The organism is Burkholderia sp. E168m22 (assembly GCF_001319805.1).
Lineage (GTDB): Bacteria > Pseudomonadota > Gammaproteobacteria > Burkholderiales > Burkholderiaceae > Burkholderia > Burkholderia orbicola.
The window spans coordinates 17,074-38,934 of record NZ_BBSK01000020.1; the positions used below are offsets into that span (position 1 = coordinate 17,074).

Sequence of the window (21,861 nt, forward strand, 5' to 3'; positions counted from 1 at the left end):
TTCAGAGCGGGCCGGCGAGCGCGACCGTCACGCCGCCCAGGATGGATTTGGGGCCGAGCAGCCGGCCATGCGGCGCGGCGAGTTGCGCGCACGGCTCGGCCACGCCCGCGACGCCGAAGCGGGCCAGCGCGGCGTCGGACGGGCCGCTCGCGGCCAGTTCCGGACGGCTCGCGAGTTGCGCCGCCTCGAACGCGACGAGCGGCCAGCCACGGCGCGCGCACAGCGTGCGCAGCGCACGGGCGCATGCCTTGTCGGCGAGCGTCGCGACGAGCGCCGGTTCGGCGGCCGGGTAGCGCGCGAGCGCGGCGCGGATCGCGGCATCGAGTTGCGCAGCCGTGACGCCCGCGCGGAAGCCGACGCCGAGCGCGACGCGCATCATGCGTGGCCGCCGAGCGCGGCGCGCACCGCCGGATCGTCGGCGAGCGCCGCGACGCGGCCGATCACGACGATCGCCGGTGAACCGATACCGGCGTCACCGACGCGCGCGACGAGCGTCTCGAGCGTCGCGAGTACGTGGCGCTGTTCGGCTCGCGTGGCGTTCTCGATCGCCGCGCATGGCGTGTCGTCGGGCAGGCCGCCATCGCGCAGCGCCGCGGCAATCGCGTCGAGCCGACGGATGCCCATGTAGATCACGATCGTCATGCGGGTGGCCGCGAGCGCGCGCCAGTCCGGCTCGTCGGCCCCCGCGCCGTGGCCCGTGACGAAGATCACGCCCTGCGCGTCGCCGCGGTGTGTGACCGGGATGCCGAGCGCGGCCGGCGCGGCGATGCCCGCGGTGATGCCGTTGACGACTTCCACCGGAAAGCCCGCCGCGCCGAGCGCGACCAGTTCCTCGCCGCCGCGGCCGAACACGAACGGATCGCCGCCCTTGAGCCGCGCGACGCTGCGGCCCGCGCGCAGGTGCGCGAGCATCGCGGCGACGATCGCCTCCTGCGGCGTCGACGCATGGCCGCCACGCTTGCCGACGTGCTCGATCAGCGCATCGGCGCGCGCATGGCGCAGCACGTCGGGGTTCACGAGATCGTCGACGAGCAGCACGTCGGCCGCGCCGATCGCGCGCACGGCCTTGAGGGTCAACAGATCGGCGTCGCCGGGACCGGCGCCGACGAGCCAGGCGCGGCTCATCGCGCGCGGCACGGCGCGCACCGTGTCGAAACAGTGGAACAGGGAAGGCGGGCGGCACATCGGCGGCCGGCGGGCAGGCAGTGCATGGCGGATCGGGCGAAACCCGCGCGAGCGCGGGTGGAATGCGCACCCGATCCGTCCCCCGCGGATCGGGCGTTCGGCGAGCAGCGCGCTCGCCCCTTGCGTCGGCCGGTATCCGGGCTGGCCGCTTGCCAGGCCGCAGCCTTCCCGCCGGTCGAAGGGCAGTGGCATCGCGGGCGGCCTGGGCGCAGCGCGTAGAAGTGCGTTGCGCGGGCGGCGTACCGTTGCGGGGACAGCACAGGCCGGGCGGCAATCCGCCTCCTGTTTCCCGTTTAACTGCATGCGCGGAATGCGCATGCGAGCACCGAACGCGGCGCATACGATAGCACAGGCGTGCAACCCGCAAGCCGCCCGGCGGGCCGGCTGCGCGGGTGTCGGCGCTACCCGCGAGGTCAGAACTTGTATGCCGCCGTCAGCGTGAACGTGCGTGGCGTACCGGGCATGATCTGCGCGAGGCCCGTCGCATTCGCGTAGTAATCGCGATCGGTCAGGTTGACGGCCGCCAGCGTCACCTCGAAGTCGCGCGTGCGATAGCCGGCCTTGCCGTCCCAGCGAACGTACGCGGGCAATTCGAGCAGGTTGTCGCGATCGGCGTAACGCGCGCCTTCGTACACCAGCCCGAGTTCCGCGAAAAAACCGCGTAGCGGCGCATGGCCGACGAACAGGCTGCCGTTCGACGCCGACACGCCCGCCGAGCGCTTGCCCGCGTACTTCGGCTCGGCGTCGACCACCCGCGCGTGTTGCCAGCCGATGCCGCCGCGGACGAACCAGTCGCCCGCGAGCCGGCCGGCGACGCCCAGTTCCAGGCCGCGATTGCGCTCGAGGCCGGTGAGGTCGAAAAAGCCCGGCCGAACCGGATCGGCGATGCGGCGGTTGTACAGGTCGAGCTGAAACAGCGCGAGCGTCGTGCTCAGCGCGCCGTCGCGCCAGTCGCTTTTCACGCCGATCTCGTATTGGCGCGTGTATTGCGGGCCGAGGTCGTTGGCGTTGCCGCGCGCGTCGGGCGTGATGCCGATCAGGTCGCCACCGACCGGCGCGAAGTTCTTGCTGTACGACGCATACAGGCTGTGCGTGCCGACCGGCGACCACACGACGCCGAGCCGCGGGCTCCATGCCGCCGTCGTGCGCCGTGCATGCAGGCCGTTCAGCGCGTTGGTCGAATCGACGTCGAAACGTTCCCCGCGCAGGCCGCCGAGGAGCTTCCACGCTCGCCCGAGGTCGACGCGATCCTGCGCGAAGATCGCGTAGTCGCTGACGCGGTGGCGGTTCATCGCATACGGGCGCGGCGTCGAGCCGACCAGGGCGAAGCGATCCGGCCCGGTCACCGGAATCGGCGCGGCGTCGGCCTGCCAGAGCGTCGGCGCGCGTTTCTGCCAGCCGTATTCGATACCGAACAGCAGGTGATGCAGCGCCGGACCGGTCGCGACCTTGCCGCCCAGTTCGACGCCGGTCTGCACGTTGAGATGCGTCATGTCCTGCAGGTAGCGCGCCCGCTGCACGCGCCGGTAGTCGCGCGGCTTCGCGACGTAGCTTTGCGTGACGTAGGTATTGTCGAAGGTGCTGCGCAAATTCAGCACGCCGAGCGTATGGCGCAATTCCCAGTCGCCGTCGAGCGCGTGCGTGAAGACCGAGCGCCAGTTCATGTTCTCGTCGCGGATCGTGTCGCGGCCCGCCGCGCCGAAGAAGGTCGCGCGTGGCGCGGACGGCAGCGAGAACGCGAACGGCTTGCCGGCCGCGTCGACCGCGGAGACCGGCGCCGGCATGCCGCGATCGGGCACGCGCTGGTACGCGTCGTATTCGAACTGCAGCAGCCAGCTTCGCCGCGCGTCGTGCCATTTGATTGACGGCGCGACATACTGGCGCGTGCCGTCGACGTGGTCGCGGAAGCTGCCTGCGTGTTCGCGTCCGGCATTGAGCCGCACGCTCCATGCGCTCGACAGCATGCGGTTGAGATCGACCGACGCGCCGAGCCGTCCATAGCTGCCGGTCGCCGCCGACAGATGCCCGAAGTTTTCCGGCAACGGCTGCTTGGTGATCCGGTTGATGACGCCGCCGCCGCTGCCGCGCCCGTACAGCGCGGCAGCCGGCCCCTTCAGCACTTCGACGCGTTCGATGTTGCCGAGACTGCGCACGTATTGCGCATCGTTGCGCATGCCGTCGAGCAGCAGGTCGCCCGCGGCGGAAAAGCCGCGAATGCGGAATGAATCGAAGCGCGTATCCGACGTGTTGGACACGCCCGGCACGCCGGCCAGCGCGTCGGCCAGCGTGCGACCGCCATAGGACAGCGTTTCCTCGACCGAGACGCTGTCGATGGTTTGCGGTACGTCGCGCGGATCGCTCGCGGTGCGCGTCGCCGTACTCACGCTTTCGGCGCGCGGATCGTTCGGATGACGGCGGCTGCGTACTTCGACCGCAGGCAGTTCGTCGTCGAACTCGGCCGCCGGGGCAGGGAAGGAGGCAACGCCGGCGATCGAGCACAGCGACAGGGCCAGCACAGGAAAGCGCCGCCCGGATATCTGTCGTTTCGACATGAAGATTTAAGGATAACTGAGTGATTGCCTCACATTGCCGTTGCGCGGTGGTTTGTGTTGTTGGGTGAAGTTTATCTTGTGTAGTTGAAAACGACAATCATTCGCGTTCATCGCCGGCCGCTCGCCTTGACGCTCCCCGCACCGCCGCCTACACTCGCACGCGTTTTGGTGCTCGCGCGCGCCGCTCCGGCGTGCGCAGTTAAACGGGAAACAGGGAGCCCGCCTGCGCCGCAGTCGAGCCAACCTGTGCTGCCCCCGCAACGGTAAGCGAACGCGTCGCGCGCAAGCGCCACGCAGCGCCGCTTCGCCGCATGCCACGCGCATGCGGACGACTGCCACTGGATGCCGCGCGTATCCGGGAAGGCGAAGCGGCGTGTTCGTCAGCCCGGATACCGGCCTAAACGTTGGGGTTCAGCGCCGCGGGGAGGCGGCGCATCGTCCACGGCCGCAGCAGGCCCGACGCCCGGTGTTTCCCGCTATCTCCCCCGATCTGCGTCCGCGCGAACGCGCCCGGGCCGGCACGGCGAACGGCAGGCGGCACGGGCGGGGCACGCCGCAGCCGTGTTGGCATTCACGATGTCGACCGTTCGCAAGGAAGCACCATGTCCGATTCGTTGTCCCGCCCGCCGTGCGGCTGTCCGCGCGGATCGCGCGGCGAGCTTCCCGCGCACCGCCCGCTGAATTGCCGCGTCGCCGCCGACGCGACGATCCCGTCCTGATTCCCTCTTCGACACCGGACCTACCATGACCCTACGCAAGCTTCCCGTCACGATCGTCACGGGCTTTCTCGGCAGCGGCAAGACGACGCTGATGCGCCACATCCTGCAGCACGCCGAAGGCCGCCGCATCGCGGTGATCGTCAACGAATTCGGCGAGCTCGGCATCGACGGCGAAATCCTCAAGGGCTGCGGCATCGGTTGCGACGATGCCGACGGCGCGCAGGGCGAGGCATCGGGCCAGTTGTACGAACTCGCGAACGGCTGCCTGTGCTGCACCGTGCAGGAAGAGTTCTATCCGGTGATGGAGGCGCTCGTCGAGCGCCGCGCGGACATCGACCACGTGCTGATCGAGACGTCGGGCCTCGCGCTGCCCAAGCCGCTCGTGCAGGCGTTCAACTGGCCGACGATCCGCAACAGCTTCACGGTCGATGCGGTCGTGACCGTCGTCGACGGGCCGGCCGCCGCGAGCGGCCAGTTCGCGGAAAACCCGCAGGCCGTCGACGCGCAGCGCCGCGCCGATCCGAACCTCGACCACGAATCGCCGCTGCACGAACTGTTCGCCGATCAACTGTCGTCCGCCGATCTCGTGATCGTGAACAAGGCCGACCTCGTCGGCGACGCCGAGTTCGCGCAGATCGAAACCGCGATCCGCGACGAAATCCCGCCGCAGGTGAAGATCGTGCGCGCGACGCGCGGCGAGCTCGACCTCGCGATGCTGCTCGGGCTGGAGTCGGCATCGGAGGAAACGATCCACCTGCGTCACGACCATCACGGCTCGGCCGACGACGGCGATCACGATCACCATCACGACGATTTCGACTCGGTGGTGGTATCGGGCGACGCGGGCACGCGCGAAGCGACGATCGCCGCGCTGCAGCGCGTGGTCGAAGCGCACACGATCTACCGTGCGAAAGGCTTCGCCGCGCTGCCCGGCGCGCCGATGCGGCTCGTGATCCAGGGTGTCGGCCGCCGCTTCGACAGCTATTTCGACCGCCGCTGGCAGGACGGCGAAACCCGCGCGAGCCGCTTCGTGCTGATCGGCGAGGATCTCGACGCGGCCGCGCTGCAACGCGCGTTCGACGCCGCGTGCGCGGCCGAGCCGCAACAGGCGTAACGCACGATGCATCTGCTGCGCACCACGCCGGGCGGCTTCGTCGACGATACGCAGGGCGTCGTCCGGATCGACCAGCAGCCGGCCGACATCGTGATCCTGAGTTCGGCCGACACGACGCTGTCGCTGCTCGCGAGCGTCGTGCCGCACTTGCCAGAAGGATTCCCGAGCGTGCGGCTCGCGAACGTCACGTTCCTGCGGCAGCCGGCGTCGGTCGATTTCTACGTCGACGACGTGCTGCGCCACGCGAAGACGGTCGTGATCGACCATCTCGGCGGCGAAGCGTACTGGCCGTACGGGATCGAGCAGGCCGTGTCGCTCGCGTCGAAGCGCGGGCAGCAACTCGCGATGTTCTCGGGCGACCTGCAGGAGGACCCGAATCTCGTCGCGAAAAGCACGGTCAAGGCCGACCTGTGCCGGCTGTGGTGGCGCTATCTGCGCGAAGGCGGCGTGCACAACGCCGACGCGCTGCTGCGCAGCATCGCGTTTCACACGTTCGGCTTCGGCGACGAACCCGAACCGCCGCGCCCGCTGCCGGCCGCCGCGCTGTATCACCCGGCGCGCGACCGCGCGAGCGTCGACGACTGGCGGCCGCGCTGGACGCCCGGCGCACCGGTCGTCGCGATCCTGTTCTATCGCGCGCACTGGCAGGCCGCGAACACGGCCGTGTTCGACGCGCTGGCCGACGCACTGATCGACGCAGGGCTGAACCCGCTGCCGATCGCGGTGACGTCGCTGAAGGATGCGGTGAGCCGCGAGGTCATCACGCAGCTCTGCGATACGCATGGCGTCGCGCTCGTGCTGAATACCACCGCGTTCGCGGCCGGCGCGATCGACAGCCCCGAGCCCGGCGTGCTGGCCGGCGACGCGCCGGTGCTGCAGGTGATCCTGTCCGGCGGCAATCGCGACGCGTGGATGGCCGACAACCAGGGCCTGCACGCACGCGACATCGCAATGCATATCGCGCTGCCCGAAGTCGACGGGCGCATCGTCACGCGCGCGGTGAGCTTCAAGGGGCTCGCGTATCGCTGCCCGCATACCGAGGTCGACGTCGTGCGCTATCAGCCGGATGCCGAGCGGATCGCGTTCGTCGCGGCGCTCGCGCGCGGCTGGTGCCGACTGCGCACGCTCGACAATGCCGACAAGCGCATCGCGCTGATTCTCGCCAACTATCCGCAAAGCGAAGGGCGGATCGGCAACGGCGTCGGGCTCGACACGCCGGCCTCCGCGCTGCGCGTGCTCGCGGCGCTGCGCGACGCGGGCTATACGGTGGCCGACCTGCCGCCCGACGGCGACGCGCTGATCGCGCGGCTCACCGAAGGCGTGACCAACGATCCCGCCGTGCGCACGCTGCGTCCCGCGTTTCAGAGTTACGCGCTGGCCGACTACGTCGCGCGTTTCGCGCAGCTGCCGGCCGCGGTGCGCGACGCGCTGACCGAACGGTGGGGGCCGCCCGAAGCGGACCCGACGCTGCGGCAACGGCGTTTCACGATCGCCGGCTGGCGCGCGGGCAACGTGTTCGTCGGCATCCAGCCGTCGCGCTCGCGCGACGACAACGACTACGCGAGCTACCACGATGCGGATCTCGTGCCGCCGCATGCGTATCTCGCGTTCTATTTCTGGCTGCGCGATGCGTATCAGGTCGACGCGGTCATCCATCTCGGCAAGCACGGCAATCTCGAATGGCTGCCGGGCAAGAGCGTCGCGCTGTCCGACGCGTGCTGGCCCGACCTGACGCTCGGGCCGCTGCCGCACCTGTATCCGTTCATCGTCAACGATCCGGGCGAGGGCAGCCAGGCGAAGCGCCGCGCGCAAGCCGTGATCGTCGATCACCTGATGCCGCCGCTCACGCGCGCGGAAAACTACGGCCCGCTGCAGGATCTCGAACGGCAGGTCGACGAATACTACGAAGCGCTGATGGTCGATGCGCGGCGCGCGAAGCTGTTGCGCAAGACGATCCTCGCGACGATCGCCGAGCATCGCCTGCACGACGAGCTGAGCGTGTCGCCGCCGCGCGATGCGGGCGACGAGGATGCACTGCTCACGCGCGTCGATGCGTGGCTGTGCGAACTGAAGGAAGCGCAGATTCGCGACGGGCTGCACGTGTTCGGCGCGTCGCCGGTCGAGCGCCAGCGGCGCGACACGCTGCTTGCGTTGGCTCGTTTTCCGGTCGGCGACGGCAAGGGCGAACGGGCCGGACTGATCGGCGCACTCGCGCGTGACCTCGCGCTCGGCGACGCTTTCGATCCGCTCGCAGCCGACTGGGCCGCGCCGTGGACCGGGCCGCGGCCGACCGTGCTGCAGGCGCTCGACGCGTCGCCGTGGCGTCACGCCGGCGATACGCGCGAGCGGCTCGAACGGCTTGCGCAGCACTGGCTGGACGCCGTGTGCGGCGCCGCTTCAGACGAACCCGGCATCGACATGCCGCCGCCCGGCGAATGGCCGCATACGCTCGCGGTGCTCGAACGCGTGCGTTCGACGCTGTTGCCCGCCCTCGACGCGTGCGGCGGCGAGGAAATGCGTCAGCTGCTGCGCGGGCTCGACGGCCGCTTCGTGCCGCCGGGGCCGAGCGGCTCGCCGTCGCGCGGCCGTCCCGACGTGCTGCCCACGGGCCGCAACTTCTACTCGGTCGATACGCGCGCGGTGCCGACGCAGGCCGCGTGGTCGCTCGGGTTGAAATCCGCGCAACAACTGATCGAGCGCCATCTGCAGGATCACGGCGACTATCCGCGCGCGATCGGGCTGTCGGTGTGGGGGACGGCGACGATGCGCACCGGCGGCGACGACATCGCGCAGGCGTTCGCGCTGCTCGGCGTGCGGCCGAAATGGGCGCACGGCAGCCATCGCGTGACCGACTTCGAGATCCTGCCGATCGAGATCTTCGACCGGCCACGCATCGACGTGACGCTGCGCGTGTCGGGTTTCTTCCGCGACGCGTTCCCGAACCTGATGCACCTGTTCGACGCGGCCGTGCAGGCGGTCGCCGCGCTCGACGAGCCCGAAGAGCTGAACCCGATTCGCGCACGCATCGAGCGCGAACGGGAGAAGTGGATCGCGCAGGGCGTGGCGCCCGACGAAGCGCGCCGGCGCGCCGGCTGGCGCGTGTTCGGCGCGCGGCCGGGCAGCTACGGCGCCGGCCTGCAGGACCTGATCGACCAGCGCCGCTGGCAGACCGACGCCGATCTCGCGGATGCCTACCGTCAATGGGGCGGCCATGCGTACGCGCAGAACAGCGCGGGAGACGCGGCGCCCGACGTGTTCGGCGAACGGCTCGCGACGATCGACGTCGTCGTGCAGAACCAGGACAGCCGTGAGCACGACATCCTCGATTCGAACGACTACTACCAGTTCCAGGGCGGGATGACGGCGGCCGTGCGGCACCTGTCCGGGCAACAGCCGAGCATCTACCACGGCGACCATGCGAACCCGGTCGCGCCGAAGATGCGCACGCTGCGCGAGGAAATCGCCCGCGTGATCCGCTCGCGCGTCGTCAATCCGAAATGGCTCAACGGCGTGAAGCGTCACGGCTACAAGGGCGCGGCCGAACTGGCCGCGACCGTCGACTACCTGTACGGCTATGACGCGACCGCGCGCGTGCTGTCCGATCACCAGTACGCGCTCGTCGCCGACGCGTACCTGTTCGACGACGCCACCCGCGCGTTCCTCGAACGGCACAACCCGAAGGCGCTGCACGGCATCTGCGAACGCTTCGTTGAAGCGATGCAGCGCGGGCTGTGGCAGCAGCCCGGCCCCTATCGCGAGCGGATCGAAGCGGTCTGGCTCGCCAGCGAACAACGCCAGGAAGGAGGACGGCCATGACCGATCCGACCACGCACCGCGCCCGCGCGGTTTTTCCGTTTGCGGCGCTCGTCGCGCAGGACGCGTTGCAGCAGGCGCTGCTGCTTGCCGCGATCGACCCGTCGCTCGGCGGCGTGCTCGTCAGCGGCCCGCGCGGCACCGCGAAATCGACGGCCGCGCGCGGCCTGGCGGAGCTGCTGCCGGAAGGGCAGTTCGTCACGCTGCCGCTGTCGGCGAGCGACGAGCAGGTGACGGGCACGCTCGATCTCGCGCATGCGCTGGCCGAAAACGGCGTGCGCTTTCGGCCGGGCCTGCTGGCGCGCGCGCATCTCGGCGTGCTGTACGTCGACGAAGTGAACCTGCTCGCCGACGGGCTCGTCGATACGCTGCTCGACGTCGCCGCGAGCGGCGTGAACATCGTCGAGCGCGATGGCGTGTCGCATGCGCACGACGCGCGCTTCGTGCTGGTCGGTACGATGAATCCGGAGGAGGGCGAGCTGCGCCCGCAGTTGCTGGACCGCTTCGGGCTGATGGTCGAACTGGAGAACTGCTTCGACGCCGCCCAGCGCGAGCGGATCGTGAAGGCGAGACTCGCGTTCGATCTCGATCCGGATGCGTTTCGCGCGCGTCACGCGGCGGCCCAGCGGGAACTCGCGGACCGCATTCATGCGGCGCGCGCGCGGCTGCCGGCGCTCGATTTCGACGATGCGGTCCATGCGCACGTCAGCGCACTGTGCATCGACGCGGCCGTCGACGGGTTGCGGGCCGATCTCGTGATGCTGCGCGCCGCGCGTGCGCTGGCCGCACTGGAACAGGCCGACGCGGTGACGGTGTCGCATGTGGCGCGCGTGGCCGAAGCCGTGCTGCGGCACCGGCGCCACGCGGGGTCGCCGCCGTCGCAACCGTCATCGCAACACGGTGACGAACGCGACGATCGTTCGCGATCGGACACACCACGGCAGCCTGACAAGCGACAGGACGACACGAAGGCCGACGCGTCCGCATCGCAAGGCGACTGGGGCTACCTGCCGCCCGAACCGGCCGGGCTGCGCGACGTGAAAAGCGTCGTGCCGCTGCCGCTAAAAAAACGCTGAGCCATCGAGCCGGCGCCGCCGCGAACGCGATTCGCGGTCCTCGATGGCAGTCAGGCGCTGCCGCGCGCGTGCCGGGCACGGTGCGCGCCGGCACGGCCATCGCGTGGCCGGCGACGCTCGTCGCGAAACGCGGCGGCCCGCTGCATCGCGAGCATCTGCGCTTCGGGAAACGCGCGGGCACGCCGCGTGCGCTGCATTGCTTCGTGCTCGACTGTTCGGCGTCGATGTTGTCGCACGAACGACTCGCGCTCGCGAAGGGGCTGATCGTCGCGTATTTCGATCAGGCCGCGCGTGAGCGGGTCGAAACCGCGCTGATTTGCTTCGGCGGTCAAGGCGCCGCGCGGCGCTTCGGCCCGGCCGTGCCGCGCTGGTGGAATGCGCGCTGGCTCGAACCAGTCGACGGCGGCGGCGGCACGCCGCTCGCGGACGGCGTCGCGACCGCCGCGCAGTTGCTTGCCAACGCTGCTCGCCGCGAGCCCGGCAAGCAGCGCTGGCTGTGGGTGCTGTCCGACGGGCGCACGCGCGAGATGCCGGCCAGACCCGCGGCGGCCGATCACGTCGTGTTCGTTGACTTCGACGATGCGGCCGTGCGGATCTGGCAGGGCGCGCGGCTCGCCGCCGCGTGGGGCGCGCAGTGGGTGACGGCCGACGCGCTTCGCACCGATCTCGCCGGCTGATGGCCGGCCGGCGGTGCGCTATGATCGCCGCTTCTGCTTCCGCTCACTGGAAACCCCTGCCATGCAAGTACTGGTCGATGCCGACGCGTGTCCCGCCGTCATCAAGGACATGCTGTTTCGCGCCGCGCGTCGCGCCGAAATCTGCGTGACGCTGGTCGCGAACCAGTTTCTGCGCACGCCGCCGTCGCCGTTCATCAAGGCCGTGCAGGTGCCGGCCGGCTTCGACGTGGCCGACGCGCGCATCGTCGAGCTGGCGGAGCCCGGCGATCTCGTGATCACCGCGGACATCCCGCTGGCCGCCGCCGTGCTCGACAAGGGCGCGCATGCGCTCGACCCGCGCGGCAACTGGTTCAGCCGCGAGAACATCGAGGAGCGCCTGTCGACGCGCGCGATGATGGACCAGTTGCGCAGCGCGGGCATCGATACGGGCGGGCCGGCGCCGTTCAGCGCGCGCGACGGCAAGACGTTCGCGTCGCAGCTCGACCGGTTCCTGGCGCGGCACGCCCCGCGCTGACGCCCGATCTCGCCAACGTTGCGCGTTACGCCGACCGCGACGATCATTCCGTCCATGCAACCCCACCGCGACACTCTTCCGATGGACGATGCGGCCGTCACGCCGGTCAGGGAACACTATGCACAGGGCCGATTCGACGCCGCGATCCAGGCGGCGGAAGCGCTCGTCGCGCAGCACGGCGATCACGGTGAATTGCTGAACCTCGCGGGCGTGTGCCATTTGAAGCTCGGCAACCTCGTCGCCGCCGAGGCGTGCCTCGAGCGGGCAGCGCACGCGGCGCCCCGGTCGGCCGATATCGACAACAACCTGGGCGTGCTCTATCAGTCGAGCGGGCGGGATGTCGACGCCGAGCGGGCGTTCGTGCGTGCCGTTTCGAAAGCACCGGGCCACGGTCAGGCGCACCTCAATCTCGGCATGCTGTTGCGGTCCAGGCATCGTCTGGAAGACGCGGAGCGGGCGATCCGGATCGCCGTCGAGCAGACGCCGGGCGATCACGCAGCGCTGAATGCGCTCGGCCTGGTGTTGAAGGACCTGGGCCGCTACGACGAAGCCGATGCGGCCTATCGGCAGGCGCTGGCGCTCGAGCCCGGGCGTGCCGAATACCGGCTCAATCTGGCGAATGTGCTGCTGCACCGGAACGACTGGATCGCGGGGTTGCCGCTCTTCGAAGCGCGTCACGCCCCCGATCTCAACGGCGCATTTTCCGACGCGCCCGCCGTATCGTTCCCGCAGTGGCAGGGCGAGCCGATCGACGGCGCGTCGCTGCTGATCTGGCCGGAACAGGGGCACGGCGACCAGATCCAGCTGGTCCGCTATGTCAAAAAACTCCGCATGCTCGGGGCGAAACGGATCACGCTCGTGTGCTCGGCCGCGACGCAGCGGCTGTTCGCGACGCTCCCCGAAGCGGACGCCGTCGTGGCGCGCGACAGGTTCGATCCGGCCGCCTGCCCGCGTCACGATTTCTGGACCTACGTGTGGAGTATTCCCGTCAATCTGCGGGAATCGCCGGCGTCCATTCCGGCCACGCTGCCTTATCTGCACGCGCCTCGGCATGCGGCATCGAAATGGGATCGGCTGATGCCCAAAGGGCGCCTGCGCGTCGGCCTGGTGTGGCAAGGCAATCCCGGTCACGCGAACGACCGCGTGCGCTCGCTGCCCGGCCTGCAGACGCTCGCGCCGCTGTGGGACATCGACGGCGTCACGTTCGTCAGTCTTCAGAAGGGTGCGAACGAAGCCGATCTGCGCGCCGGAATCGGCGATCGCTTCATCGTCAATCTGGGCAACCGGACCACCGATTTCGCTGATGTCGCCGCGATCGTCGCGCGGCTCGATCTCGTCATTGGCGTCGATACCGCCGTGATGCACCTGAGCGCGGCGCTCGGCAAGCCCGCGTGGATTCTGCTGTCGAACGTGGGCACGGACTGGCGCTGGAGCGGCGCGGACACGACTTCCGTGTGGTACCCGGGCGCCGTTACGCTGTTCAGGCAGGCGGTAACGGAAACGGACTGGTCCGGCGTGGTCGCGCGCGTTTCGCAGACGTTGTCCGCGATGCGTGCGACATAGTGGGAGATGCCGCTACGAGGCCGCGCCAGCCTCTTTCGCGCGGTTCCTTGCGTCGCTCATGTCGCGCAGCAAAAACAAGCGGCACGGCCTTCAGGCGAGCCCGTCATCGTTCAAGCTGTTACCTCGACCAGGATGCAGGTTCGCGCCGACGCTGCTATCGTGGGGCGAGAACCCCAACACAGGAGCGCATGCGTGTCACCCACCCAACTTCTCGTTCCGACCTATACCCAGATGTTGCGCGCACAGTCCGCATGGCTCGACAAGGCCGTCGCCCATCGGCAGGCCGCGGGCGACGAACCCGACGCGGCGATGACGCTGAGGCTCGCCCCCGACATGTATCCACTCGCCGCCCAGGTGCGCTTCTCGTGTTTCCAGGCGATGGAGCCGGTTTACCGGCTGCGCGGCGAGCCGCTGCCGGCGGCATTGCTGGCCTTGCGCGAGGCGGGCTGGAACGCCGATGCGCAACCCGGTTCGCCGGCCGATGCACAGGCGATCATCGCCGGCACGCTCACGTTTCTCGGCGAACTCGCACCCGATGCGCTCGATGGCGGCGCAGCGCGGCCGATCGCGCTCGAACTGCCGAACGGGATCGCGTTCGACATGACGGGCGAACAGTACGCGCGCGACTGGGCGCTGCCGCAGTTCTACTTCCATGCGATCGCCGCGTACGCGATCCTGCGCCATCACGGCGTCGAACTCGGCAAGGCCGATTACGTGCCGCACATGCTCGCGTACGTGCGGCCGGGCACGATTCCGCAAGGGTGAGCCGCCCCCGCGGGCGCCGCGCAGCGACATGACACGGGCACTGTTCGTCTGCAGCCGCAACCGGCTGCGCAGCCCGACGGCCGAAGCGGTGTTCGCCGCGTGGCCCGGCGTCGAAACCGACTCCGCGGGCCTCGCGCCCGACGCGGACGTGCGGCTCTCCGTCGAGCAACTCGACTGGGCGGACATCGTGTTCGTAATGGAGCGCGCGCACCAGGCGCGGCTGTCGGCGCAATTCGGCGCGCATCTGAAGCACCGGAAGATCGTCTGCCTCGACATTCCCGACCGCTATGCGTTCATGCAGCCCGAGTTGGTCGCGCTGCTCGAACGCAAGGCCGGCCCGTTCCTGCGCGTGTAATCGCCGCAATCGGTGCCCGAGCCGACATCGATCTCAGCGCAGCGGCCCGCTCGCGAACGCAGAAAAACAGTCGAGCCGCAGCAGCTCGATGATCTTGCGCGTCGGCACGCTGGCCTGCAGCGTGTCGAGCCGGTCGACGGTGAACCACTTGCAGCGGGCGATCTCGTTGCTGGCACGCGGCGTCAGGTGCGCCGGCACGTCGGCCACGAACACGTGATGCAGCTTCGTCAGCCCGCCGAACTGCACCGCGTAGTCGAGCGCGAGCCCCTCCAGCCGCGTTTCCTCCGCGAGCTCCCGCTGCGCGGCCTGGAGCGGCGTCTCGCCGCGCCGGATCGTGCCGCCGGGCAGCGACCAGCGCGCCGCGGTGCGCGCGACCAGCAGCACGCTGCTGCGCTGGCGGCACACGATCGTGGCGCGTTCCTTGATGACGGCGAGGGTATCCGGCCCGGTGCTCATGTTCGGCAAAACAGGTGCTGAATCGTGGAGAAAAACCGGCGCCGGCCATGCGGGGGCCGGCAGCAGACGGCGACGGCATGCAGGCCGCCGCGCCGATGTTACCGGCCGTTCGTGACAGTTCGGTGCACCGCGGTCGTGCCACGGACGACGGCTCACGCGTGCGTATAGATTCCGCTGCGCGCCGGCTTCGCGTGGCGCGAATGACGGCGCTTGTGAACGGCACGCCGGTGATGCGGCGACGGCGCGGTGACGTGCCGGCGTGCGGGCGCGGGCCGGGCGGTGGGCGCGGCAGCGTGCGGCGCCGCGCCCGATACCCCGGTTTGTCCTTCACCGAAGTGGAAAGTCTGTTTTTGCGCGTGCGCGACGCCCAGCGTCGATGCGAGTACGAAGGCCGCCAGCCACAACCGTTTCATGAATATTTCGCCTTGTCATTGAAGGGGATGAACTGCCCGCCAGCTTAGCGAACGGCGGGGCGCGACCGCAACCGGTCCGCGTTCGGTGTCGTCCCCACTTGCGCGCGACGACGTTCTCCGCGCGGCGGCCGGGTCCATCCGGGCTTGACAACACAATTCCCTAGTGTGAATATAAATTCACATACAAGAATTATTCGTCGAATCCGGAGAAGCCGCGTACAAGCGCCGAGCCGCCGGAACCGGCAGTCCGATCAACCGGAACCAGGAGCGAGACGCATGGCGGAACACGAGCAGCAGGGCGCGCTGGCGGGATTGCGCATCATCGATCTGTCGCGGGTGCTGGGCGGCCCGTACGCGACCCAGATCCTCGCCGATCACGGCGCGGAGGTGATCAAGGTCGAACCGCCGTCCGGCGACGAGACGCGCACGTGGGGCCCGCCGTTCGACGGCGACACGGCGTCGTACTTCCTCGGCGTGAACCGCAACAAGCTCGGCATCGCGCTCGACCTGACGCAGCCCGCCGATCGCGAGCGGCTGCTCGGGCTGCTCGAACACGCGGACGCGCTCGTCGAGAACTTCAAGATCGGTACGATGGAGCGCTGGGGGCTCGGCTTCGACGCGCTGCATGCGCGGTTTCCGCGCCTCGTCTATTGCCGCGTGTCGGGTTTCGGCGCGGACGGCCCGCTCGGCGGCTTGCCGGGCTATGACGCGGCCGTGCAAGCGCTCGCCGGGCTGATGAGCGTCAACGGCGAAGCCGGTGGCGCGCCGCTGCGGGTCGGCGTGCCGATCGTCGATCTCGTCACGGGGCTGAACGCGGCACTCGGCGTGCTGATGGCGCTGCGTGAACGCGACGCCAGCGGCCGCGGCCAGTTCGTCGAATCGACGCTGTTCGACTGCGCGCTGTCGATCCTGCATCCGCATACGCCGAACTTCTTCCATTCGGGCAACGCGCCCGTGCGCACCGGCAACGCGCATCCGAACATCACGCCGTACGACAGCTTTCCGACCGCGGGCGTCGACATCTTCCTGGCAGTCGGCAACAACGGGCAGTTCGCCGCGCTGTGCGACGTGCTCGGCACGCGCGACTGGCTCGCCGATCCGCGTTTCGCGGACAACCGCGCGCGCAGCCAGCACCGCGCCGCGCTGCGCACGCTGCTCGAAACGGCGCTGGCCGCGCACGACGGCGCGACGCTCGCCGAACGACTGATGCGCCGCGGCGTGCCGTGCGCGCCCGTGCTCGGGCTCGATGCGGCGCTCGACCACCCGCATGTCGCGCATCGGCGGATGAAGGTCGAGCTGGGCCGGCATCGCGGCATCGCGTCGCCGATCAAGCTCGGCCGCACGCCGGCTACGTACCGGCATGCGCCGCCCGCGCTGAACGAACATGCGGCGCAGGTGTTCGCGGCCGACAACGACGACAACGACAACGACAACCGCCGGACCTGACCGGCATCGCGGCCGCCGACGTGCCGCATTGCGGCGCCCGGCCACGTGCCGCGCACACCATCATTCGGACATCACGCCGGCCCGCACATCGACACGCCGCTCGATGCGCACCGGCTGAAGAGGAGACGCATCATGCTCGCATGGATCGGCGCGGTCGCCATCGTCGCGCTGTTCGGCCTGATCATCACGAAGCGGTTGTCGCCGCTCGTCGCGCTGATCGTCGTGCCGGTGGCCGCGTCGCTCGCGGCCGGTTTCGGGCTTCAGACCGGCAAGTTCGTCGTGCACGGCGTACAGAACATCGGCCCGATCGCCGGGATGTTCGTTTTTGCGATTCTATTTTTCGGAATCCTCACCGACGCGGGGATGCTCGATCCGATCATAGCCGGCGTGCTGCGCGTGATCGGCTGCCATCCGCCGCGCATCGTGATGGGCTCGGCGCTGCTCGCGCTGCTGATCCATCTCGACGGCTCGGGCGCCGTCACGTTTCTCGTCACGCTGCCCGCGATGATGCCGCTCTATACGCGACTCGGGATGGATCGCCGCATTCTCGCGTGCGTCGCGTCGATGGCGGCCGGCGTCAACTTCCTGCCATGGGTCGGGCCGATGCTGCGCGCGTCGGCGGCGCTGCACATTCCCGGCTCGGCGATCTTCACGCCGATGATCCCGGTGCAGATCGTCGGGCTTGCGTTCGTGTTCGGCACCGCGTACGTGCTTGGCGTGCGCGAGGCGAAACGGCTCGGGCTCGACCGCGCCGGCGCGGCCGCGCTCGCGATCGCGCCGCGCGAGCTGACCGACGCCGAACGCGCGTTGCGCCGGCCGGGACGCTTCGGGATCAACGTCGCGCTCACGCTCGTCGTGCTCGTCACGCTGGTGTCCGGCATCGTCGATCCGATGGTGATGTTCATGCTCGGCACGGTCGCCGCGCTCGTGATCAATTACCCGGACGTGCAGGCGCAGCGCGAACGGATCGACGCGCATGCGAAGGCCGCGCTGATGATGGCGAGCGTGCTGCTCGCGGCCGGCGCGTTCACCGGCATCATGTCCGGCACCGGGATGCTGAAGGCGATGGCCGAGGTCGTCGTCGCGCACGTGCCCGTCGAGCATGCGCGCCACATGCCGTTCGTGCTCGGGCTGCTGTCGATGCCGCTCAGCCTGCTGTTCGATCCCGATTCGTTCTACTTCGGCGTGCTGCCGGTGCTCGCGGAGAGCGGCAAGCTGCTCGGCGTGCCGCCGATCCAGATGGCGCAGGCCGCGCTGCTCGGCCAGATGACGACCGGTTTTCCGGTCAGCCCGCTCACGCCCGCGACGTTCCTGATCGTCGGGCTGACCGGCGTCGAGCTCGCCGAGCACCAGAAATTCACGATTCCGTTCCTGTTCGCCGCCACCGTGCTGATGGTCTTCGCCGCGGTCGCGACGGGCGTGTTTCCATTGTGAGCGGCGCGGCCGCTCACGTTTTTTCGGGAGAGCAGTCCATGCAGTTCGACCTGACCGACGACCAGCGCGCGATCGAAAGCGCGATCGAGAAAATCTGCGAGCGCTTCGGCGACGACTACTGGCTCGAACGCGATCGCGCCGGCGGATTTCCGGCCGACTTCCACGCGGCGCTTGCCGAGGCCGGCTGGCTCGGCATCGCGATGGACCCGGCGTACGGGGGCGCCGGGCTCGGGATGACCGAGGCGGCGTTGATGATGCGCACGATCAGCGCGTCGGGCGCCGGCTTGTCAGGCGCGTCGGCCGTCCACATGAACATCTTCGGGCTGAACCCGGTGCAGGTGTTCGGCAACGACGCGCAGAAGGCGCGCTTCCTGCCGCCGCTGATCGCCGGGCGCGACAAGGCGTGCTTCGCGGTGACGGAACCCGACGCCGGGCTCGACACCACGCACCTGACCACCCAGGCGCGCCGCGACGGCGATCACTACGTGCTGAGCGGGCGCAAGATCTGGATCTCGACCGCGCAGGTGGCGAACAAGATGCTGATCATCGCGCGCACGACGCCGCTCGACCAGGTCGCGAAGCCGACCGACGGGCTGAGCCTGTTCTATACCGACCTCGACCGTTCACGCGTCGAGGTGCGCGAGATCGAGAAGATGGGCCGCAAGGCGGTCGATTCGAACATGCTCTTCATCGACAACCTGCGCGTGTCGCGCGACGACCTGATCGGCAACGAAGGCGACGGCTTCCGCTATCTGCTGCACGGGCTGAACCCGGAACGCATCCTGATCGCCGCGGAGGCGATCGGGCTCGGGCAGGCCGCGCTGCGCCGCGCGACGCAGTACGCGTGCGAGCGCGTGGTGTTCGGCCGGCCGATCGGGCAGAACCAGTCGATCCAGCATCCGCTCGCGCAGGCGTGGATGCAGCTCGAGGCCGCATGGCTGATGGTGATGAAGGCCGCGACGCGCTACGACGCGGGTCAATCGTGCGGCGCGGAGGCGAACGCGGCGAAATACCTCGGCGCGGAAGCCGCGTTCCAGGCCTGCCAGACGGCGATCGCGACGCACGGCGGGATGGGGTACGCGAAGGAATATCATGTCGAGCGCTATCTGCGCGAGTGTATGATTCCGAGGCTCGCGCCCGTGAGTCCGCAACTGATCCTGTGCTACATCGCGGAGAAGGTGCTCGGGCTGCCGAAGTCGTACTGACCGTAGCGCCCCGGCGGCCCGCCCGGCGCGCGGTTTCCCGTTCCGAATCAAGCGCTCGTCATGGACGTCAAACTCGTTGCCCGCACGCTCGACCTGTTCGAGCTGTTCGCCGCCGAACGGCGGCCGCTGCCGCTCACCGAACTCGCGCGCCTGCTCAACGTGCCGGCGTCGAGCTGCCTCGCGATGGCGCGCACGCTCGTGAGCCGCGGCTACCTGTACGAAGTGCGCAAGCGCGGCGGCTACTACCCGACGCGGCGCCTGCAGACGGTCGCCGCCGCGATCGACGCGACCGATCCGGTCGTCGACATCGTGCATCCGCACCTCGTCGCGCTGCGCGACGCGAGCCGCGAAACCGCCGTGCTCGGCAAGATCCAGGGTGTGTCGGTCACGTATCTCGACGTCGTCGAATCGGAGCAGGCGATCCGCTATACGCGCCAGCCGGGCGAGCTGCGCCCGCTGCACGCGAACTCGATCGGCAAGGCGATCTTCGCGGAACTCGCGAGCGAGACGCAGCAGGCGCTCGGCGCGCAACTGCCGTTCGAACGCTTCACCGATGCGACGGTGGCCGACCTGGCGGCGCTCGTCGCGCAGACCGCGCGGTTTCGCGAACTCGGCTGGGCCGAGAACTTCGGCGAGAGCGCGCCCGAGCTGTCGGCGCTCGCGGTGGCGCTGACGCTCGACGGCGACTGGTACGGGCTGTCGGTCGTCGGGCCGACCGAGCGGATTCGCCAGCATCGCGACAAGCATGCGGCGCTGCTCGTCGACGCGAAGGCACGGCTGCTGGCCGAGCACGCGCGCGGGTAGGGCAGCGGCGCGCGCCGGCATCCGCAGCGGGCCGTTCCGGCGTTCGGTCCTGCCACGCCGGAACGGCCCGCCGTACGTCACGCGCGAGCGCGTCGCAACGTCACGACTTCACCCACACGCCGCCCGCGCTCGGGTTGTCGCCCTGCGTCCACCATTTCGCGCAATACTTCGCGCCCTGGTACGTCACGCACGTGCCGCCCTGGTAGGCGGTCGTCGACGACCACGCGGGCGTGCCGCCGCCGATCGGCTTCCACACGGCCGCCTGGCCGGGCACGTCGCCCTGCGTCCACCACTGCGCCTGATACGTCGTGCCCTGGTAGGTGACCGTCGCGCCGGCCGTATAGACCTGGCCGGCCGCCCACGGTGCGCCCGGCTGCGGCGTACCGCCGTCCGAGCCGCCGCCGTAGTTCGGGTCCTGCGTGACGCCCGCGCCCCACTTGCCGTCGAGCTTCTTGAAGATCGCCGCGAACGCGTACGGCTGCTGCGCGACGCCCGAGCAGGTGGGCGACGCATACGTGCCGCCCGACGGGCACGCCTGATCGCGGCCGACCGACCAGTTGCCGAAGAACCCGTAGCCGTTCGCGATTGCCGCGTTCAGCACGGTCTGCGCATTCGCGAGCGTGAACGTTTCGCCTTGCACGTCGTTCACGCCGATCATCGGCGTGACGCCGACCATCTGCCACAGCTGCGCGTTGGTCTTCGGCTGGCCGGCCGACTTGAACGCCGTGTCCAGCTGCGAGTAGAGCGCCTGCGCAGCGCTGATCGCGGCGGCGCCCATGTCGATGTTCGCGGGGCCGTAGTCCATCGCCATCACGTTGACCGCATCGAACGTGGTCTTGTTCGCGATGGCCGCGTTGACGACGTTCACGCCGTCCTGCGTGAGCCCGGTCGGCATCGTCGGCAGCGTCAGCGTCACGTGCAGCAGCTTGCCCTTCGCCGCGTAGTCGGCCTGCAGTTGCGCGACCGCCTGGAAGTTGCGCGCGACCGCCGCCGTGTCCTGCTGCGACGCGCCCTCGATGTCGAAGTCGATATGCGTGAGGCCGTACGTGTCGATCACCGTCTGGTACGCGCTCTTCAGCGCGGGAACCGTCGAGCACGCCTGCATCAGCGGCGTGCCGTTCGCGCCGCCGAACGACACGGCGACTTCGCCGCCTTTCGCGCGGTAGCTCGCGATCGACGTCGACAGCGCGGTCAGCAGCCCGCCGCTCGCGCCGTTGCCGATCGGCTGCACGCCGCCCCACGACGGCACGCAGCCGTTGCCCGCGACCACGAACGCGAGCGTGAACTGCTGGATGCCCTGGCGCACGCCGATCTGGTCGACCAACGGTGTCGGATAGAGCGTCACGTCGACAAAGGGTGCATACACGCCGGCACCGTGCGACACGCTCGCCATCGCGAGCAGACAACCCGCGGCAAACGCTCGCGGAACGAAACGCGGCAACACATTGTTGTTCATTCTGTGTTCTCCAAGTGGAAGAGGGATACGCTGGCCTGCGTATCGCCGCCGATGGGCAGGCACCTGTCCCGTCGGCGGCGTGCCTATCTTGGAGTATTCACGTCGAATAGGGAATTTAGGGATACTTCTTTTTGTTATTCGATTCCCGATACGTAACGATCTTGCCGATTCGGTCGCGTTGCGAAACGCGGAGCGGGCACTTTTTCCGGTTGCTCGCGCCATGGCGCGCGGATGGACCGGTTCCAGCGAGCCGGTGATACACCGGCATGCCGATTGACGGCTCGCGCGCATCGCGCATTCACGTGAGCACCGCC

The 21,861-nt window shown here is 69.4% G+C and carries 18 protein-coding genes and 2 riboswitches; of the genes, 12 read left to right on the forward strand and 6 right to left on the reverse strand.

Annotation, left to right across the window (positions count from 1 at the left end; genetic code table 11):
• Position 1: 1 nt before the first annotated feature.
• From AP428_RS05845 to AP428_RS05855, 3 genes are all read right to left on the reverse strand, one after another.
• Positions 2 to 379 (reverse strand): cobalamin biosynthesis protein, encoded by a 378-nt coding sequence (locus tag AP428_RS05845; RefSeq protein ID WP_011545388.1) that lies wholly within the window; start codon positions 377 to 379, stop codon positions 2 to 4.
• On the reverse strand, positions 376 to 1,185 hold the full coding sequence (cobA, locus tag AP428_RS05850; RefSeq protein WP_011545389.1) for a uroporphyrinogen-III C-methyltransferase: 810 nt from the start codon (positions 1,183 to 1,185) through the stop codon (positions 376 to 378). Before cobA ends, AP428_RS05845 begins: the two co-directional genes overlap by 4 nt.
• A gap of 109 nt (positions 1,186 to 1,294) precedes the next feature.
• Positions 1,295 to 1,530: riboswitch (cobalamin riboswitch) on the reverse strand.
• A 68-nt stretch (positions 1,531 to 1,598) separates the two neighbouring features.
• Positions 1,599 to 3,737, reverse strand: a complete 2,139-nt coding sequence (locus AP428_RS05855; RefSeq protein ID WP_054927825.1) for a TonB-dependent siderophore receptor — start codon at positions 3,735 to 3,737, stop codon at positions 1,599 to 1,601.
• Between the two features lie 149 nt (positions 3,738 to 3,886).
• Positions 3,887 to 4,153: riboswitch (cobalamin riboswitch) on the forward strand.
• A 328-nt stretch (positions 4,154 to 4,481) separates the two neighbouring features.
• On the opposite strand from AP428_RS05855, the gene cobW reads away from it, so the two are divergent.
• From cobW to AP428_RS05895, 8 genes are all read left to right on the forward strand, one after another.
• Entirely contained in the window at positions 4,482 to 5,570 is a 1,089-nt protein-coding gene (cobW, locus tag AP428_RS05860; protein WP_054927826.1) for a cobalamin biosynthesis protein CobW, read from the forward strand.
• A 6-nt stretch (positions 5,571 to 5,576) separates the two neighbouring features.
• Positions 5,577 to 9,386 (forward strand): cobaltochelatase subunit CobN, encoded by a 3,810-nt coding sequence (gene cobN / locus AP428_RS05865; RefSeq protein WP_054927827.1) that lies wholly within the window; start codon positions 5,577 to 5,579, stop codon positions 9,384 to 9,386.
• A complete protein-coding gene (locus AP428_RS05870) occupies positions 9,383 to 10,459 on the forward strand; it encodes an ATP-binding protein (RefSeq protein WP_054927828.1) in 1,077 nt (358 codons plus the stop codon). The genes cobN and AP428_RS05870 overlap by 4 nt, the downstream gene beginning before the upstream one ends.
• Positions 10,460 to 10,527: 68 nt before the next feature.
• The gene (locus AP428_RS05875; RefSeq protein ID WP_054927829.1) at positions 10,528 to 11,136 is read left to right on the forward strand and encodes a VWA domain-containing protein; all 609 of its coding nucleotides are present in this window, start codon (positions 10,528 to 10,530) and stop codon (positions 11,134 to 11,136) included.
• Between the two features lie 61 nt (positions 11,137 to 11,197).
• Positions 11,198 to 11,650: a YaiI/YqxD family protein gene (locus AP428_RS05880; RefSeq protein ID WP_011545395.1), complete on the forward strand. Its 453-nt coding sequence runs from the start codon at positions 11,198 to 11,200 to the stop codon at positions 11,648 to 11,650.
• A 54-nt stretch (positions 11,651 to 11,704) separates the two neighbouring features.
• Positions 11,705 to 13,213, forward strand: a complete 1,509-nt coding sequence (locus tag AP428_RS05885; RefSeq protein WP_054927830.1) for a tetratricopeptide repeat protein — start codon at positions 11,705 to 11,707, stop codon at positions 13,211 to 13,213.
• A 132-nt stretch (positions 13,214 to 13,345) separates the two neighbouring features.
• Positions 13,346 to 13,978, forward strand: a complete 633-nt coding sequence (locus tag AP428_RS05890) for a DUF1993 family protein (protein ID WP_041489196.1) — start codon at positions 13,346 to 13,348, stop codon at positions 13,976 to 13,978.
• A gap of 28 nt (positions 13,979 to 14,006) precedes the next feature.
• On the forward strand, positions 14,007 to 14,333 hold the full coding sequence (locus AP428_RS05895) for a low molecular weight protein tyrosine phosphatase family protein (protein WP_011545398.1): 327 nt from the start codon (positions 14,007 to 14,009) through the stop codon (positions 14,331 to 14,333).
• Positions 14,334 to 14,366: 33 nt separating this feature from the next.
• On the opposite strand, the gene AP428_RS05900 is transcribed toward AP428_RS05895, so the two are convergent.
• On the reverse strand, positions 14,367 to 14,789 hold the full coding sequence (locus tag AP428_RS05900; RefSeq protein ID WP_011545399.1) for an NUDIX hydrolase: 423 nt from the start codon (positions 14,787 to 14,789) through the stop codon (positions 14,367 to 14,369).
• Between the two features lie 152 nt (positions 14,790 to 14,941).
• Positions 14,942 to 15,202 carry a hypothetical protein gene (locus AP428_RS05905; RefSeq protein WP_011545400.1) on the reverse strand — a complete coding sequence of 87 codons (261 nt, stop codon included), beginning with the start codon at positions 15,200 to 15,202 and terminating at the stop codon, positions 14,942 to 14,944.
• Positions 15,203 to 15,478: 276 nt separating this feature from the next.
• Between AP428_RS05905 and AP428_RS05910 the strand changes: the two genes are divergently transcribed.
• From AP428_RS05910 to AP428_RS05925, 4 genes are all read left to right on the forward strand, one after another.
• On the forward strand, positions 15,479 to 16,648 hold the full coding sequence (locus AP428_RS05910) for a CaiB/BaiF CoA-transferase family protein (RefSeq protein ID WP_054927831.1): 1,170 nt from the start codon (positions 15,479 to 15,481) through the stop codon (positions 16,646 to 16,648).
• A 132-nt stretch (positions 16,649 to 16,780) separates the two neighbouring features.
• A complete protein-coding gene (locus AP428_RS05915) occupies positions 16,781 to 18,082 on the forward strand; it encodes a CitMHS family transporter (protein ID WP_054927876.1) in 1,302 nt (433 codons plus the stop codon).
• 38 nt (positions 18,083 to 18,120) lie between these two features.
• The gene (locus AP428_RS05920; RefSeq protein ID WP_027811168.1) at positions 18,121 to 19,287 is read left to right on the forward strand and encodes an acyl-CoA dehydrogenase family protein; all 1,167 of its coding nucleotides are present in this window, start codon (positions 18,121 to 18,123) and stop codon (positions 19,285 to 19,287) included.
• 60 nt (positions 19,288 to 19,347) lie between these two features.
• On the forward strand, positions 19,348 to 20,091 hold the full coding sequence (locus AP428_RS05925) for an IclR family transcriptional regulator (RefSeq protein ID WP_027811169.1): 744 nt from the start codon (positions 19,348 to 19,350) through the stop codon (positions 20,089 to 20,091).
• Between the two features lie 100 nt (positions 20,092 to 20,191).
• Here the strand turns inward: AP428_RS05925 and AP428_RS05930 are convergent, their stop codons facing one another.
• Positions 20,192 to 21,547, reverse strand: coding sequence for a chitinase (locus AP428_RS05930; RefSeq protein ID WP_054927832.1), 1,356 nt, complete (start codon positions 21,545 to 21,547; stop codon positions 20,192 to 20,194).
• Positions 21,548 to 21,861 lie beyond the last annotated feature (314 nt).